We start from the raw sequence: 16,455 nt of genomic DNA on the forward strand, positions 1-16,455 counted from the left end.
CCCGCCTCGATCGCGGCGAACACGTACTTGGGCTGGAAGTGGATGTCCGCGATCACCGGGATCTGCGACTTCCTCGCGATCACGGCCAGGGCGTCCGCGTCGTCCTGCGTCGGGCAGGCCACCCGGACGATCTGGCAGCCGGACGCCGTCAGCTCGGCGATCTGCTGCAGCGTCGCACCGATGTCGGAGGTACGGGTCGTGGTCATGGACTGCACCGACACCGGGGCCCCGCCCCCGACGGCCACCGGCCCGACCTGGATCCGCCGCGACACGCGTCGCTCGGCGATCGGCCGGACCGGGACCTCGGGGACGCCCAGGGAGATGGCGGTCACGAGGTCACTCCCGGTTCGAGGAGACGGTCTCGCGCATGGCACGCAGGGACTCCTTGAGGGAGCCCATGGTGGCCAGGACGGCGGTGGGCTCGTAGCCGCAGTGCGCCATGCAGTTGGCGCAGCGCGGGTCCTTGCCGCGGCCGTACTTGTCCCAGTCGGTCTCCTCGATCAGCTCCCGGTACGTCGGGACGTACCCGTCGCTCATCAGGTAGCAGGGGCGCTGCCAGCCGAAGAGGGAGTAGTTCGGGATCGCCCACGCGGTGCACGGGAAGTCGACCTTGCCCTCGAGGAAGTCGAGGAACAGCGGGGAGTGGTTGAGCCGCCAGCGGGCCCGGTTGCCGCCCGAGAACGCCTTCTTGAACAGCTCGCGGGTCTGCTCCACTCCCAGGAAGTGCTCCTGGTCGGGCGCCTTCTCGTAGGCGTAGGCGGGCGAGATCATCATCTCGTCGACCTTGAGGTCGTCGTTGAGGAAGTTGAGCACCTCGACGATGGTCTGCGGGGTGTCGGTGTTGAAGAAGGTCGAGTTGGTGGTCACCCGGAAGCCGCGCCGCTTGGCCTCCTTGATGGCCTCCACGGCCTCGTCGAACACCCCCTCCTTCGCCACGGACTCGTCGTGCCGCTCCCGCAGCCCGTCGATGTGCACCGCGAAGGCGAAGTACGGCGAGGGTGTGAACTTGTCCATCTTCTTGCGCATGAGCAGCGCGTTGGTGCACAGGAAGACGTACTTCCGTTTGGCCACCAACTGACGGACGATCTCGTCGATCTGAGGGTGCATCAGCGGCTCGCCGCCGGCGATGGAGACCATCGGCGCACCGGATTCGAGCACCGCCCCCACGGCCTGCGCGACCGGCATGCGCTGCTTCAGCACTCCGGCCGGGTGCTGGATCTTGCCGCATCCCTCGCACTTGAGGTTGCAGGCGAAGAGCGGTTCCAGCTCCACGATGAGCGGGAACTTGTCCCGTCGGCGAATCTTCTGTTCGGCCAGGTATGTAGCGACCTTGATGGACTGGCGCAGCGGCATGGCCATCTGGCTCACCTCCGGGGGAGCAGCAAGGAACGGTGCCATTCGAAGAATGCGGGAAGAACGGATCGAAGGACGCGGAAAGCCGATATTCCACCGCGCACCGTGCCGATCCGGACGAGTTCGTGTTCTGGAGCGTCCACGACCACTCGGACGGCCGCAACCGGACGCATGCCCGCCCGGACGGCGCTCAGGAGCGTGGCCGCGGACTCCATGTCGACGGCGATCGCGCCGGTCGCGAGCAGATCGGCGCGTTCGGGACCCCGGACGACGTGGTCCGAGCCGGTCAGCGGCCCGGTGTGGACGGTGCGCCCCGGTACGGCACGTGCGAGTTCCTTGACGAGCCGGTCCGTCCCCACGCCGGCGACGGTGCCGCGCGGGTCCCGGGTCTCCTCGGCGACGACCAGGTCGCCGGGGTGCATGCCGGGGGCGAGTCCGGCGCAGAAACCCGTGGCCAGCACGGCGGCGTCACCGAGCGCGGGATCGGCCAGGACCCGGGCGACCGAGCGCTCGGCCGCCTTCGGGCCCATGCCCGTGCGCAGGACGGTGACCGGCCCGCCGGCGCCGCCGCGGTCGCCGGTGCGCAGGGCGAGGTGCTCGATGCCGAGCGCACAGGCGATCAGCAGCGGGGACGGGCCGGACTCTCGGTTCATCAGCTGCCCTTCACCTCGGCCGCGGACGTCTCGGTCGAGGGCTGCTCGGCGGGGGCGGCGACCGCCGCCGCGCGCGGCTTCTTCGCGAAGGGTTCGCCGTGCACGTACCTGCCCAGCGCGGTGAGCGGGAAGACCTGCCGGTAGAGGTGGTAGTTGATGGAGAAGTCCCAGGGGAAGCCGGTCCCGGTGAAGTAGGGCTCGTCCCAGGAACCGTCCTCCCGCTGGGTGGCGGCCAGCCATCCGATACCGCGTTCGACGGCCCTGGACTCCCGCTCCCCCGCCGCCAGCAGTGCCATCAGGGCCCAGGCCGTCTGCGAGGCGGTCGAGGCGCCCCGGCCGCTCCACTCCCTGACGTACCGGTAGGAGCGCAGGTCCTCGCCCCAGCCGCCGTCGTCGTTCTGGACGGACTCCAGCCAGGTCACCGCGCGGCGGATGGCCGGGTGCGAGGTGGGGAGTCCGGCGGCGGTGAGGGCGGGGACCACGGAGCCGGTGCCGTAGACGTAGTTGACGCCCCAGCGGCCGAACCACGAGCCGTCCGCCTCCTGTTCGTCCAGCAGCCACTGGATGCCGCGCCGGGTGCGCGGGTCGTGGGCGAGGCCCTCGACGGCGAGCATCTCGACGACGTGCGCGGTGACGTCCGCGGACGGCGGGTCGATGACCTCGCCGAAGTCGCAGAACGGCAGCCGGTTGGGAAAGGAGCTGGTGTTGTCGACGTCGAACGCGCCCCAGGCGCCGTTCTTCGACTGCATGCCGAGGTTCCAGCGCACACCGCGGCCGATGGCCTTCTCCACCCGCTCCGGGTCGTGGTGGCGGACCCGGCGCAGGGCGAGGACCACCTCGGCGGTGTCGTCGATGTCGGGGTAGTTGTCGTTGTGGAACTCGAACGCCCAGCCGCCGGGCGGGAGTCCGGGCCGCTTCACCGACCAGTCGCCGGGGCGCACGACCTGCTCGCCGAGCATCCAGTCCGCGGCCTTCACCAGCTGCGGGTGGTCCTCGGGCACCCCGGCGTCGGCCAGCGCGATGGTGGCCAGGCAGGTGTCCCACACCGGGGACTGGCAGGCCTCGATCATCCGGGCCCCGTCCTCGCGCCACACGGCGAAGCGGTCCAGCGACTCCAGCCCGGCGCGCATCACGGGGTGTTCGAGGTCGTAGCCGAGCAGGTAGAGCGCGATGACCGAGTAGACGGCCGGGGGCTGGATGCCGCCCCAGCAGCCGTCGTTCTCCTGCCGCTCGATGATCCAGCGGGCGGCCGTGTTCATCGCGGCCCGGCGCAGTCGGCGCGGAGCGACCTTGCGGTAGGCGTGCAGTGCCTTGTCGAGGCGCTGGAAGACGCCGTCCCAGCTCGCCGCCGGTGCCGGGGGCCGCGGAGGGTTGGGGAGGGCCGGGTCGGTGTGCAGCTCGTCGAGCGGGAAGGGCGCGGGTCGTACCGGCCGCTTCGCGGAGACGATGGTCAGCGGCACGATGGTCTGCCGGGCCCAGCAGCCGAAGTCGTAGATGTTGAGCGGCACCCAGGTGGGGAAGTAGATCAGCTCCGGCGGGAGTTCGGGCAGGTCGTCCCACTTCCACCAGCCGAACAGGGCGAGCCAGATCCGGGTGAAGACGCGGGCGGCGGCGATGCCGCCCCGGGACCGGATCCACTCCGACGCCCTGGCCATGTGCGGCGCGTCGGGCGAGTCGCCGGCCAGGCGGAGGGCGACGTAGGCCTCGATGGTGGCGGACAGGTCGCCCGGACCGCCGTAGAAGGTGGCCCAGGTGCCGTCCTCGCGCTGCTCGCCGCGGATGAAGAGGGCGGCGGCGTGTGTCGTCGCCTCGTCCAGGATGCCCAGGAACTGGCGAAGGAGCAGGTCCTCGGCGTCCATCGTGACGTTCGTCTCGAGGTCGCCCTTCCACCAGCCCTGGGCGTCCTGCCGGGAGAGCAGGAAGTCCGTGGCGCGCCGGGTGGCGCGTGCGGCGGCTTCTGGTACCCCGGCCGCCGTCGCGGGGATCGTGATGTCGGTTTCGCTGGCCGCGGCTGCGAGGGGCTTCAGGGTGGCCCCGGTGCTTCCGTCGGTCGTCGCTGTCATGGCTTCCCCTTCGTGCAGTAACAAGTGGTGCTTCTGCTGTGGGTCCGCCGTCGGCCGGTGCTCGTCTTCCCGCGACACCGGCCGGCGACTACGCGAGGGCTATTCGACCGATAGTGATCATCTCTTTCGTACGACGACGAAGTCCGCGAGCGCCGTGAACCGGTCCCGCACCCGGTCGGGCATGTCGACGGCGTCGAGGGCTTCGATGGCGATGGTGTGCTGACGGCGTGCCTCGTCGGCGGTCCATTCCCGGCCGCCCGCCTCCTCGATGAGGGCGGCGCGGGCCGCGAACTCCTCCTCGGAGAAGTTCGCGAAGTCGCTGCTCTTGGCGTCGGCGGCGAGGATCTCGCCGAGCCGCTCGGAGGCGGGGCCACCCGCCGCGAGGGCGGCCACGACCGGGAGGGACTTCTTGCGCTGGCGCAGGTCGCTCCAGGTCTGCTTGCCGGTGGCCTCCGGGTCGCCCCAGATGCCGAGGAGGTCGTCGACGGCCTGGAAGGCGAGGCCGAGGTGGTAGCCGTACCTCTCCAGCGTGTCGGCGGTGTGCTCGTCGGCGCCGCCGAGCACCGCGCCGATGGAGCTGGCGGTGGCGAGCAGGGCGCCGGTCTTGTTGCCCTCCATCTCCAGGCACTCCTCGACGCTGACGCGGTCGCGGTGCTCGTAGGAGATGTCCTGGGCCTGACCGTCGATCAGGGCGCGGGACGCCTTGGTCAGGCGGCGGGTGGCGCGGCCGGCCTCGACGGTGCCGAGCTCCAGCAGCACCTCGTTGGCGAGCGCGAACAGGGCGTCGCCGACCAGGATGGCCTGGGCCGGGCCGTGCACCTTCCAGACGGTGTCGCGGTGGCGGCGCTGTTCGTCGCCGTCCATCAGGTCGTCGTGCAGGAGGGAGAAGTTGTGCACCAGTTCCACGGCCACCGCGCCGGGTACGCCGACCTCGGGCGCGGCTCCGGTGACCTCGGCGGAGAGCACCGCGAGCGCGGGGCGGACGGCCTTTCCGCCGTCGCCGGCCGCGGGATTGCCCTGGGCGTCGATCCAGCCGAAGTGGTAGGCGGCGACGGTGTCCATGGGAGGTGCCAGGCGGTCGACGGCTGCCCGCAGGACCGGCGTGGCCAGTGTCCGGCCGCGCTCCAGGAGCGCGGTCACGTCCACCGTGGTCCTCGGAGCGGCCTTCGGGGCCGGGGGCACAGTGGGCACAGTCTTTCCTCCAGTTGCGGTACCGGGAGTGCGGGAGTCGGTCCCACGCGGATCGGCTTTCACGCCGCCTCCTCGAAGAAATCGGGAAGGAGGCCGCGGGACCGGCCCAGGGCGCCGAGCGCGGCGCCCGCCGCCCCGACACCACTGCGAACCGCACTCTCCATGGTCGCGGGCCACCCGGTGGCGGTCCACGCTCCGGCCAGGTAGAGGCCGGGTGCCTTGGTGCGGGCGCCGGGCCGGAGCCGTCCGACGCCGGGGGCGGGAGCGAAGGTCGCGGTGCGCTCCCTGGTCACGAAGAAGTCCTTGACCCCGGCGCCCCGGGTGCGGGGCAGCAGCCGCTCCAGCTCGGGCAGGTACCGCTCGCGCAGCGCGGCCACGGGCTCGTCGATCTCGTGCTGCGCGGTCGACTGCGACAGCGCCAGGTACTGACCCTCCTCCAGCCCGGAGGCCTCGGTACGGTCGAACACCCACTGGACCGGGGTGCCGAGAGCCGTGAGGAACGGCGTGGCGAGCACCTTGCGGTCGTAGATCACGTGGACGTTGAGGATCGGCGCGGTGCCGATCTCCAGGAGGTTCCCGGGGGCGTCGAGGGCGCCGGCGGGCAGCAGGTCGTGCGCCTCGCGCTGCGGTACGGCGAGGACGACGGCGTCCGCCTGCAGCGTCTCGTCGGGAACCTGGACGCTCCAGCCGCCGTTCTCGTCGGTACGGACGGAGGTGACGCGTGTACGGACCTCGGTACGGACGCCCGCGGAGTCGAGCGCCTTGCGGGCCAGCCGGTCGTGCAGGTGGCCCAGCGGGACGCGGGCCCAGCCGATGTCGGCCGCGCCCGGGTCGGACAGCAGACCGGTCTTGAACACCATCGCGGCGAGCCCCAGGGAGGCGTCGCCCGCGACCGCGTTGAGGGTGGCGACCCCGACCAGGTCCCACAGGGCCTCGACGGCGCGCGCCGACTGACCGTGCGCGGCCAGCCAGCTGCCGAAGTTCTGGGTGTCCAGGGCCGGATCGGCGAGGTCGAGCCCCTTGAGCGCGAGCGCGGCACGCCCGACACTCGCGCGCTCGGCGAGCGAGAGATGCGGATACGTGGCGAGGCTCCGCCCCAGATGCAGGGGCACGGGCAACGCGTCGCGCCGCAGTCTGCCGAGCCGCCGTCCCTCGGGCCTGGCCAGGTCGAGAACGGGCACGTCGAGACGGTCCTGCACGGGAGCGAGCGCCGCCCCGCCGATACGGTCGAGGAACCAGCGGTAGGCGGTGCAGCAGCGCAGGTACACGTGCTGGCCGTTGTCGACGGTGAGGTCGCCGCGCTGGAAGGAGAAGGCGAGCCCGCCCAGGCGGGGCCGGCCTTCGAGCAGGGTGACGCGCACTCCGGCGTCGGCGAGCGCGAGCGCGGCGGTGACTCCGGCGAGCCCGCCACCGACCACGACGGCGTGCCCGCCGGGGCGGAGGGCGGAGACGTCCGCGAGCTGCCCGCCGTCACGCGTGCCGTTGCCGTGCGTCATGGTGCGCCCTTCCCTGTCCGGTCGCCGCGGTGCTTGAACGGCGTACGGCAGACCGTCTCAGTCAGGGACGCCGACCGCCACCGGAGGGTTGCCCGCCGTTCTTCGCCGGAGGCACCGCCCGGGTCCGGCGTGTCGAGTGTGCCGGATGTGTCCATCAGGCGCGCCTCCTGACGGCCCGCCGGGTGACGTGCCGGGCGTCGAGACCGGACAGGCCGCGCACGGCGACGTACGCCTTCTCGCGTCCGGGGAGCGAGACCCGGCCGCGCAGCACGGCCTCGGGGTCGCGCTCGATGCGGTCCAGGAGGCGGCGGTAGATGCCGGCCATGGCGGCCACGCAGGCGCCGCTGCGCCGGTCGAGCATGGGCAGCAACCGGTAGCCCTCGGCGAAAAGGGCGCGGGCCCGACGTACTTCGAAGTGCACGAGGCCCGCGAAATCGGAGCCCTCGGGCGGCGTCGGTCCGCTGAACCCGGCCGAGCAGCCGAACTTGGCGAGGTCGTCGGCGGGCAGGTAGGTCCGCCCGTCCTCGGCGTCCTCGCGGACGTCCCGCAGGATGTTGGTGAGCTGAAGCGCGAGCCCGAGCGTGTCGGCGTACTCGGGCGCGCGCTCGGCGCCGCGCGCCCCCGGCTCCGTACCGAACACGCCGAGTGAGAGGCGTCCGATGGCGCCCGCCACGCAGCGGCAGTAGACCTTCAGGTCGTCCCAGGTCTCGTAGGTCTCGCCCCGCAGGTCCATCTGGACGCCGTCGATCAGCTCGTCGAGGCCGCCGAGCGGGATCGGGAAGGCACGCGAGGCGTGGGCGAGGGCGACGGCGACCGGGTCGGTGTCGTCCTCGTCGACCGCGCCCTCGTGGATGCGGGCGAGCACGGCTCGGGTCTCCTCGAGCCTGGCGACCTTGACGTCGTCCGCGAGGACCCCGTCACCGATGTCGTCGACGCGGCGCGAGAACGCGTACAGCGCCGACATCGCCCGGCGCTTGGGCGTCGGCAGCAGCCGGATGCCGTAGGCGAAGTTGCGGGCCTGCTGTCCGGTGACGGCCTCGCAGTAGCTGTAGGCGGCGAGTACCGGCGCCGACGCGTGCTCCGACGAATCCACGGCCTGGATCACCCCTCTCCTCGCAGGGTCACGCCCACCTCGCGCAGCAACTGGACCTTGCCGGGCTTGGGCGGGCCGGGAAGTACGTCGTGGTCGGCGGCGGCGATCGCCCTCAGCGCCGCCCGGCCTCCCGCCACGAACCCCGCGAGCAGCAGGCGCAGCCTGCCGCGGACGCTGCCCACCAGGGGGGCGCCCTCGTTCAGCAGATCGCGGGCGCGCCCGGCCTCGTACGCGATCAGGGCGCGTACCGACGCGTTCGCGGTGGGTGCGGCGAGGTCCGTCTCCTGGACGTGGAAGCGCTTCAGGTCCTCGGCGGGCAGGTAGACACGGTCGCGGCCCAGGTCCTCGGCGACGTCCTGGAGGTGCTCGACGATCTGCAGGGCGGTGCAGATCGCGTCGGAGCGGCGGATCCGCTCGGGCGTCGAGGTACCGGTGACGGCGAGGACGAGCCGGCCGACCGGGTTGGCGGACAGCTCGCAGTAGGCGAGGAGGTCGTCGTAGGTCTCGTACCGCCCGACCAGCTGGTCCTGGCGGTTGGCGGCGATCAGGCCGAGAAAGGGTTCGGGGGTCATCGAGCGGCGGCGCACGGTCGGCTGGAGGCGGCGCAGCAGCGGGTGGCGGGGGGTGCCGTCGAAGACCCTGCGCAGGTCGTCCGCGAAGGCGTCCAGCATCAGCAGCCGGTCCTCGGCGCGGTCGGCGGGGACGCCGAGGAGGCGGGCGTCGGCGCCGCCGGGGGCCAGGTCGCCGTCGCCGATGTCGTCGACGAGGCGGGCGAAGCCGTACACGGCCATGAGGTCGGTGCGCCAGTCGCGGGGCAGGAAGAAGGGAGCCACGGGGAAGTTCTCGTCCGCGGCCTTGGCGAGGGTGCCGCGCTCCGGGTCGACGGCGTGCGCCGTTTCGGTCACCGTCATCGCGGACTGCCCTGGGCGGCGACGGCGCATGCTTCTCGGAGGTGGGGAGTTTCCGTAGCCATTGCCGTCACATCTCCCGTTCTACACTGCCGACCCAATGCACACTATTTCGGACACGCCGCCTGACCGCCCGTGCGGCAGGCCCGCTCCGAGGGTGTCGGGCATTATCGCCCCATGTGCCGCGTTTCGGGACCGGTACAGCTTACGTCGTACAACTCGCGGAAGTTGGCCGGGGTCCTCCGCGCATCACGAGAACACACCGGTCGGCTTCAAGATTCCTGAGATCGCCAGGAGTTGACGTTTCCTTTGCAGACGCGGGGCCGCGCGGGAACAGTTCCCGCGCGGCCCCGGCGTGTCGGGCTACTTGCCCGTGAACTTCTCGTACTCCTTGAGCACCTCGTCGGTCGGCCCGTCCATCCGCAGTTCCCCGCGTTCCAGCCACAGCACGCGGTTGCAGGTGTCGCGGATGGACTTGTTGTTGTGGCTGACCAGGAAGACGGTGCCGGCCTCCTTCTTCAGCTCCCGGATGCGCTCCTCGGAGCGCGTCTGGAACTTGCGGTCGCCGGTGGCCAGGGCCTCGTCGATCATCAGGACGTCGTGGTCCTTGGCGGCGGCGATGGAGAACCGCAGGCGGGCGGCCATGCCGGAGGAGTAGGTGCGCATCGGCAGGGTGATGAAGTCGCCCTTCTCGTTGATCCCGGAGAAGTCGACGATGTCCTGGTAGCGCTCCTTGATCTGCTCGCGGGTCATCCCCATGGCCAGTCCGCCGAGGATGACGTTGCGCTCGCCGGTCAGGTCGTTCATCAGCGCCGCGTTCACGCCGAGCAGGGAGGGCTGGCCGTCGGTGTAGACCTTGCCCCGTTCGGCGGGCAGCAGGCCTGCGATGGCCCGCAGCAGGGTCGACTTGCCGGATCCGTTGGAACCGATCAGGCCGATGGCCTCGCCACGGTAGGCGGTGAAGGAGACGCCCCGCACGGCGTGCACCTTGCGCACGCCCCGCTCCTCGCCTCTCCTGATCATGCGGCTCAGGGCCGCGGTCGCGCTGCCCTTGCCGGTCTTGGCGCCGTTGACGCGGTAGACGATGTGCAGTTCGTCCGCGATGACCGTCGGCACCCGCTCGCCCTGCTGCTGCTCAGCCACGGCCGTACCTCTCCTCCGCCTTCCAGAAGTACACGAAGCCGCCCACCGCGAGGAGCACGGCCCAGCCGAGCGCGGCCGCCCACACGTGCGGCGGCAGGTTCTCGGAGCCGTAGCCGTCGATCAGCGCGAAGCGGATCAGGTCCATGTAGACGGCGGCCGGGTTCCACTGGAGCACGTCGGCCAGCCAGGCCGGCTGGTCCTCCAGCATGATCGGGATGGAGAACATGACGCCCGACGCGTACATCCAGGTCCGCATGACGAACGGCATCAGCTGGGCCAGGTCCGGCGTCTTCGCCCCCATCCGGGCCACGATCAGCGCCAGCCCCATGTTGAAGAGGAACTGCAGGACCAGTGCCGGCACGACCAGCAGCCAGGACAGCGAGGGGTAGCTGCCGAAGCCGACCACCACCGCGAACATCACGATCATCGAGGCCAGCAGCTGCTGGAGCTGCTGCAGCGCGAACGAGATCGGGAGCGAGGCCCGCGGGAAGTGCAGCGCCCGCACCAGGCCGAGGTTGCCGGAGATCGCGCGTACACCCGCCATCGCCGAGGACTGGGTGAAGGTGAAGACGAACACACCCGTCACCAGGAACGGGATGTACACGTCCTTCTCCATGCCGCGGCCCGCGTTGAGGATCAGGCCGAAGATCATGAAGTAGACGAGCGCGTTCAGCAGCGGCGTGGCCACCTGCCAGAGCTGGCCGAGCTTGGCCTGGCTGTACTGGGCGGTCAGCTTCGCCTGGGAGAAGGCGACGATGAAGTGGCGCCGGCTCCACAGCTGACGGACGTACTCCGCGAGGGACGGCCGGGCGCCACTCACGGACAGCCCGTACTTGGCGGCGAGCCGGGCCGGTGTGAGGCCCTCGTCGGGCGACACGGGCTTGGTCATGGCGACCGTGCCGTCGTGCGTTGTCTCACTCACTGGTGGAAACTTTCGTCTTCGGAATGCTCGGCCGCACGGGCCTGGCATGGACCTGTTGGCCCCGGGCGGACCGGGACGCTCTCGGATACGAGCTTGTCAGATCACGGGAGGCCGGCCCAGCCGGGTCAGCCGCCACACCGTACGCCACCTCATGGGCCGGCGAGGACCGCAGGGGGTGGCCCATCCCTCGCGGAAGCCGCCGAACCAGGCCTTCAGGGCAGGTCGCGAGGGGCGGCGCAGCAGTGTGAGCAGCATCCACACGCCGAGATAGACCGGGACGAGGAGCGCGGGGAGGTTGCGGCGGGCGAGCCAGACGCGGTTGCGGGCGACCATGCGGTGGTAGACCGCGTGGCGCGAGGGCGCGGTCGTGGGGTGGTTCAGCACCATGTCGGACCGGTAGTCGATCATCCAGCCGGCGTCGAGGGCGCGCCAGGCCAGGTCGGTCTCCTCGTGGGCGTAGAAGAACGCGTCCGGCAGGCCGCCGACCTGCGTGAGGACGCGGGTGCGTACGGCGTTGGCGCCGCCGAGGAAGGTGGTGACCCGGGAGGAGCGCATCGGGTCGGAGGCGCGCAGCCGCGGGACGTGCCGGCGCTGGGTCTCGCCGGTCTCCGGGTCGGCGATGCGGAAGCTGATGATGCCCAGCTCGTCGTCGGCCGCGAAGGCCTGGCGGCACAGCTCCGCGGTGTCGGTGCGGGCGAGCAGGCCGTCGTCGTCGAGGAAGAGCAGGATGTCGACGTCCTGGCCGCCCGGGCCGAAGGCCTCGATGCCGACGTTGCGGCCGCCGGGGATGCCCAGGTTCTCGGGCAGCTCGACGGTGCGCACGCCGTTGGGCACCTCCGGGACGGGCGAGCCGTTGCCGACCACGACCACCTCGACCGGGTCGCCGTCCTGCTTCGCGACCGAGTCGAGCAGGGCGCGCAGCTCCTCGGGGCGGTTGCCCATCGTGATGACGACGGCGCCGACCTTCATGGTCCCGCTCACTTCAGCCTGCTGGAGGCGAGGATGGACACCAGGTGCAGCAGGGTCTGCAGCAGCGCGATGCCCGCGAGTACGGCGGTGCCGAGGCGGGTGAAGAACAGGTCGCCGCGGCTCGCGTCGACGATCGCGAGGACGAGGATCAGCAGGGACGCCTCGATGCCCAGGATCAGCCGGTGGAACTTGAGCGCCCCGGCGGCCCGGCGGGCCAGCGCCATGCCGGAGGAGCGCGGCTCGGACGCGGACTCCTGGACCGGCGCCTTGCCGGTCTGGTGCCGGGCCACGCCGACGAGGTCGGTCTCGGCCTTGATCAGGATGGCGCCGAGCGCGGCCAGGGTGCCGAGGAAGGCCCACAGCCAGTCGATGCGTCCGGTGCCCCAGATGTCGGCGGCGCGCAGGCCGAGGCCGACCAGGACCGCGGCGTCGGTCAGGTAGGCACCGACCCGGTCCAGGTAGACGCCGCCGAGCGAGTACTGCTTCTTCCAGCGCGCGACCTCGCCGTCGACGCAGTCCAGCAGCAGGTACAGCTGGACCGCCACGACGCCGAGCACGGCGCCCGTGATCCCCGGCACCAGCAGGGCCGGGGCCGCGAGCACGCCGCAGACGGTCATCAGGTACGTGAGCTGGTTGGGCGTGATCCTGGTGTTCACCAGGTAGCGGTCGATCCGCAGCGAGACCTCGCGCATGTAGAGGCGTCCCGCCCAGTGCTCACCGCTGCGCCGGTCCTTCACCCCCGCGGGGTGGACGACCGGACGGAGTTCAGCTACCGATGGCCTTGACATAGTCGGCGTACAGGTCCTTGATCTGGTCGGTTTTGAGGTCGAGGTGCTCGAGGATCGTGTAGCGGCCGGGCCGCGTCCGCGGGGCGAACTCCACGGCCTGGAAGAACTCCTCCGGGGTGAACCCGATCTCCTCCGGCAGCACCGGCAGTCCGTGCCTGCGCAGTACCTCGGCCATGTGGGCGGACTCCTCGTGGGCCCCGCGCAGATACATCGCGAAGGCCGCGCCCAGACCGCACTGCTCGCCGTGGGAGGCCGCGCGGGTGGGGAAGAGCAGGTCGAAGGCGTGGTTGATCTCGTGGCAGGCGCCGGAGGCGGGCCGCGAGTCACCGGAGACCGACATGGCGATGCCGGTCAGGACCAGGCCCTCGGCGAGCACCTGGAGGAAGTCGTTGTCGCCGACACCGCCCGGGTGCCGGAGCACGGCCTCGCCCGCCTGGCGGGCCATCGCGGCGGCCAGGCCGTCGATCCGCTCGCCCTTGACCCGGTTGGCCAGCTCCCAGTCCGCGATCGCGGAGATGTTGGAGACGGCGTCGCCGATGCCGGCGCGCACGAACCGCACCGGGGCGTCGCGGATGACGTCCAGGTCGATGACGACGGCGATCGGGTTCGGCACACCGTAGGAGCCGCGGCCCGCGTCGTTGTCGAGGGTGGCGACCGGCGAGCAGAGCCCGTCGTGCGCCAGGTTCGTCGGCACGGCGACCAGCGGGAGGCCGATGCGGGCCGCGGCGAACTTCGCGCAGTCGATGATCTTGCCGCCGCCGAGGCCGACGACCGCGTCGTAGTGGCCGCCCTTCATGGCGCCGGCCAGCTTGATCGCGTCGTCCAGGGTGCCGCCGCCGACCTCGAACCAGTCGGCGCCGGGCAGCGACGGGGCGACGCGCTCGCGCAGCCGGGCGCCCGAGCCGCCGCTGACGGCGACGGCCAGCTTGCCCGAGTGGGAGATGCGCTCGTCGGCGAGCACGCATCCCAGGTCGTCGAGGGCACCCGCGCGGATGTCCACGACGACCGGCGACGGGATGAGCCTCGTCAGTACTGGCACGCGATCTCCCGGCCCTTGGCGAGGTCGTCGTGGTTGTCGATCTCGACCCACTTGACGTCGCCGATCGGCGCCACGTCGACCTTGAAGCCGCGGTCGACCAGCTCCTGGTAGCCGTCCTCGTAGTACAGCTGCGGGTCGCGCTCGAAGGTGGTCTTCAGCGCGTCGGCCAGCTCGACGGCCGCCTCGCCCTCGATGAGGGTGACGCCGATGTACTCACCGGTCGCCTCGGCCGGGTCCATCAGCTTGGTGATGCGCTGGACGCCCTTGTCGGGGTCGACGACGACCTTCATCTCCTCCTCGGCGAGGTTCTTCACCGTGTCGAGGGCGAGGATGATCTTCTTGCCGTCGCCGCGGGCGGCGAGCAGGGTCTTCTCGACGGAGACCGGGTGCACGGTGTCGCCGTTGGCGAGGATCACACCGTCCTTGAGGGCGTCACGGCCGCACCACAGGGAGTAGGCGTTGTTCCACTCCTCGGCCTTGTCGTTGTCGATGAGGGTGAGCTTGACGCCGTACTTCCGCTCCAGCTCGTCCTTGCGGTCGTACACGGCTTCCTTGCGGTAACCGACGATGATCCCGACCTCGGTCAGGCCGACCTCGGCGAAGTTGGCCAGCGTCAGGTCCAGCACCGTGATGCTGTCCTCCGCACGCTCCGGGCCGACCGGGACCAGTGCCTTGGGCAGGGTGTCGGTGTAGGGGCGCAGACGGCGTCCGGCGCCGGCCGCCAGCACGAGGCCGATCATGCGGGTTCTCCTTCGTCGTGTACGGCGGGTGCGCCGACCTTGTGGGCGGCGACCCAGAAGCGGATGCTCTCCACGAGCACCACGAGGGCCACGGCCACGGCGAGGACCGTGAGCGCGACCTTGAACTGTGTGGCGGTGAGCAGCACGGCCAGCACGGTGATCACCAGCGTGCGGCCCTCGTGCCCCCCGATCGTCCGCACCAGCCACTGCGGCGGCGCTCCCGCGTCGCCGCGGATGCGGTAGACCGTGTCGTAGTGATGGTAGGCGACCGCGGCCACCAGCCCGAAAGCCGCGGGAAGCGCCCCGTTCACGTCCGCTTTCGCCGCCAGCACCAGGACGGTGCCGTACTCGGCGGCGCGCAGGAACGGCGGGACCAGCCAGTCGAGGGCGCCCTTGAGGGGGCGGGCGACGGCGAGGGCGGAGGTCAGGACGTAGCCGACCGCGGCGACGAGCGGCCAGGGGCCGCCGAAGCCGGTGAGGGCGGCCGTCGCGACGACGGCCGCACCGCCGAGGAGGGCGACGGCGGGGGCGGTGAAGCCGGGCAGCCGGCGGGCGGCGCTTCGCAGGCCCAGGGCGGCGGCCTCGGCGAGCGGCCCCGAGTCGGCGAGGTCGGCCAGCGCCTTCGCCGCCCGGTCGGTCCGCGTCGCCTTGCGGGTCAGCGAGCGCAGGACCCGGCCCGCGGTGGTGTACGTCGCGGCGAACGCGCAGCCGATCAGCAGAGCGTAGAAGGTGATCCGGGGCGTGGTGAGCGCGGTCAGGACGGCGATCATGGCCCAGCGTTCGCCGATGGGCAGGACGATCATGCGCCGCACCCAGACCGTCCAGCCGACGCTGTCGAGCTTGTCGGAGAGGGCGGCGGTGGGGCTGGCCAACGACGCTTTACCGAGCGCGGCGGCGTCGTGATTGGCCTCGTTGAAGGAGAAGTCGACGACGTGCCGGCAGGTCTGGAGGACCATCGCGCCGAGGGCGAGGGTCCATACGTCGTCGCCACCGCGGGCGGCTCCGAGGGCGAGGCCCGCGTAGTAGGCGTACTCCTTGGCGCGGTCGAAGGTGGCGTCCAGCCAGGCGCCGAGCGTGGAGTAGCGCAGGGAGTAGCGGGCGAGCTGTCCGTCGGTGCAGTCGAGGACGAAGGAGGCGATGAGCAGGACGCCGGCGGCGACGAAGCCGCCGCGGGTGCCGGTGGCCGCGCAGCCCGCCGCTATCAGCGCGGTGATGAGCGAGGCGGTGGTGACCTGGTTGGGGGTCAGTCCGCGCCGCGCGCACCAGCGGGCGATGTAGCGGGAGTACGGGCTGATGAGGAAGGTGGTGACGAAACCGTCGCGGGCCTTGACCGCCGACTTCAGGCGTACGGCCTCGTCGTCGACGCCGGCGACGGCCTGCCGTGCCTCGTTGCGCGCCTGGGGGTCGGCGGGGACGGCGGCGACCAGGCTGCCGAGCTCGGGCCGGTGGACGCCCGCGCCGTCGGCGTCGAGGGCGGCGGTGATCCGGTCGGCGAGGCTGTCGACGGCCAGCGCGGTGCCACCGTGGCCGGAGTTCTCGCGGGCCATCGCGCGGGTGAGGGCCTGGCGGGCGTCCGGCTGGGCGGTCACGGCGCCGGGGATCGCGGCCAGCGGGAAGCGGGGGTCGGTGAGGCCGAGGCGCAGGGCGTGCAGGTGGCCGACGAAGCGGGCGTCGACCACGGCGACCCGCTCACCGGCCGGCACCCGGGCCAGCAGCGTCTCGGCGTCGGCGGCGCCGGAGGCGAGACGCACGTCGAAGCCCAGGGACCGCAGCTCGCCCTCGATCGACGAACCGGGGACCGGCTGACCGGTGAGGATGGCGGTCGACAACCGAACTCACTCCCTGGGTGCCGACGCCTGGGCGCCGGGCCTGTGCATGGTGGGACGCCCGTGCCTGCGGCACCCGGGCGGCGTGTCGGCAGAGGCTATCGGATGGCTGGAACGCCGTGTTCACCGCCCGTTTCACGGTCGGTCGACGCCACTTGCACCCGCCTTTGCCGCGATCATCATCGTGGATCCGGGGCCCGGCCCACAAACCGCGCTCGCAGACCGGGCATCGCGGACATCGCGCAGTGTCGACGGGCGCTCGCTCAGGGTC

Annotated in this window: 16 protein-coding genes; all 16 read right to left on the reverse strand. The window is 71.7% G+C overall.

Features of this window, described 5'->3' with window-relative positions; genetic code table 11:
* The coding region (locus ACIQ6R_RS22605) for a flavodoxin-dependent (E)-4-hydroxy-3-methylbut-2-enyl-diphosphate synthase (RefSeq protein WP_404223035.1) at positions 1-332 on the reverse strand (332 nt) is incomplete at its 3' end.
* 4 nt (positions 333-336) lie between these two features.
* Complete coding sequence (gene hpnH, locus ACIQ6R_RS22610; RefSeq protein WP_404170752.1) at positions 337-1,359, reverse strand: adenosyl-hopene transferase HpnH; 1,023 nt, start codon at positions 1,357-1,359, stop codon at positions 337-339.
* A gap of 5 nt (positions 1,360-1,364) precedes the next feature.
* Positions 1,365-2,006: a 1-hydroxy-2-methyl-2-butenyl 4-diphosphate reductase gene (locus tag ACIQ6R_RS22615; RefSeq protein WP_404223036.1), complete on the reverse strand. Its 642-nt coding sequence runs from the start codon at positions 2,004-2,006 to the stop codon at positions 1,365-1,367.
* Positions 2,006-4,069, reverse strand: a complete 2,064-nt coding sequence (gene shc, locus ACIQ6R_RS22620) for a squalene--hopene cyclase (protein WP_404223037.1) — start codon at positions 4,067-4,069, stop codon at positions 2,006-2,008. Before shc ends, ACIQ6R_RS22615 begins: the two co-directional genes overlap by 1 nt.
* 117 nt (positions 4,070-4,186) lie before the next feature.
* Positions 4,187-5,251: a polyprenyl synthetase family protein gene (locus tag ACIQ6R_RS22625; protein WP_404172211.1), complete on the reverse strand. Its 1,065-nt coding sequence runs from the start codon at positions 5,249-5,251 to the stop codon at positions 4,187-4,189.
* Positions 5,252-5,319: 68 nt separating this feature from the next.
* Positions 5,320-6,756, reverse strand: a complete 1,437-nt coding sequence (hpnE, locus tag ACIQ6R_RS22630) for a hydroxysqualene dehydroxylase HpnE (protein ID WP_404223038.1) — start codon at positions 6,754-6,756, stop codon at positions 5,320-5,322.
* Positions 6,753-6,911, reverse strand: a complete 159-nt coding sequence (locus tag ACIQ6R_RS22635; RefSeq protein ID WP_404170764.1) for a DUF6380 family protein — start codon at positions 6,909-6,911, stop codon at positions 6,753-6,755. The genes hpnE and ACIQ6R_RS22635 overlap by 4 nt, the downstream gene beginning before the upstream one ends.
* Complete coding sequence (gene hpnD / locus ACIQ6R_RS22640; protein WP_404170766.1) at positions 6,911-7,861, reverse strand: presqualene diphosphate synthase HpnD; 951 nt, start codon at positions 7,859-7,861, stop codon at positions 6,911-6,913. Before hpnD ends, ACIQ6R_RS22635 begins: the two co-directional genes overlap by 1 nt.
* Positions 7,858-8,760: a squalene synthase HpnC gene (gene hpnC, locus ACIQ6R_RS22645; RefSeq protein WP_404170769.1), complete on the reverse strand. Its 903-nt coding sequence runs from the start codon at positions 8,758-8,760 to the stop codon at positions 7,858-7,860. The genes hpnD and hpnC overlap by 4 nt, the downstream gene beginning before the upstream one ends.
* Positions 8,761-9,120: 360 nt before the next feature.
* On the reverse strand, positions 9,121-9,900 hold the full coding sequence (locus ACIQ6R_RS22650) for an ABC transporter ATP-binding protein (RefSeq protein WP_404170772.1): 780 nt from the start codon (positions 9,898-9,900) through the stop codon (positions 9,121-9,123).
* On the reverse strand, positions 9,893-10,822 hold the full coding sequence (locus ACIQ6R_RS22655; RefSeq protein WP_404223039.1) for an ABC transporter permease: 930 nt from the start codon (positions 10,820-10,822) through the stop codon (positions 9,893-9,895). Before ACIQ6R_RS22655 ends, ACIQ6R_RS22650 begins: the two co-directional genes overlap by 8 nt.
* Positions 10,823-10,918: 96 nt before the next feature.
* The gene (locus tag ACIQ6R_RS22660; RefSeq protein ID WP_404223422.1) at positions 10,919-11,791 is read right to left on the reverse strand and encodes a glycosyltransferase family 2 protein; all 873 of its coding nucleotides are present in this window, start codon (positions 11,789-11,791) and stop codon (positions 10,919-10,921) included.
* Between the two features lie 8 nt (positions 11,792-11,799).
* Positions 11,800-12,579: a CDP-alcohol phosphatidyltransferase family protein gene (locus ACIQ6R_RS22665; protein ID WP_375906673.1), complete on the reverse strand. Its 780-nt coding sequence runs from the start codon at positions 12,577-12,579 to the stop codon at positions 11,800-11,802.
* The gene (locus ACIQ6R_RS22670) at positions 12,557-13,618 is read right to left on the reverse strand and encodes an iron-containing alcohol dehydrogenase family protein (protein WP_404170779.1); all 1,062 of its coding nucleotides are present in this window, start codon (positions 13,616-13,618) and stop codon (positions 12,557-12,559) included. Before ACIQ6R_RS22670 ends, ACIQ6R_RS22665 begins: the two co-directional genes overlap by 23 nt.
* Positions 13,606-14,358, reverse strand: a complete 753-nt coding sequence (locus ACIQ6R_RS22675) for a sugar phosphate nucleotidyltransferase (RefSeq protein WP_404223040.1) — start codon at positions 14,356-14,358, stop codon at positions 13,606-13,608. Before ACIQ6R_RS22675 ends, ACIQ6R_RS22670 begins: the two co-directional genes overlap by 13 nt.
* A complete protein-coding gene (locus ACIQ6R_RS22680; RefSeq protein WP_404223041.1) occupies positions 14,355-16,187 on the reverse strand; it encodes a DUF5941 domain-containing protein in 1,833 nt (610 codons plus the stop codon). The genes ACIQ6R_RS22675 and ACIQ6R_RS22680 overlap by 4 nt, the downstream gene beginning before the upstream one ends.
* Between the last annotated feature and the right edge of the window lie 268 nt (positions 16,188-16,455).

Origin of the sequence: Streptomyces sp. NPDC096048, assembly GCF_044763415.1 — a bacterium.
Lineage (GTDB): Bacteria > Actinomycetota > Actinomycetes > Streptomycetales > Streptomycetaceae > Streptomyces.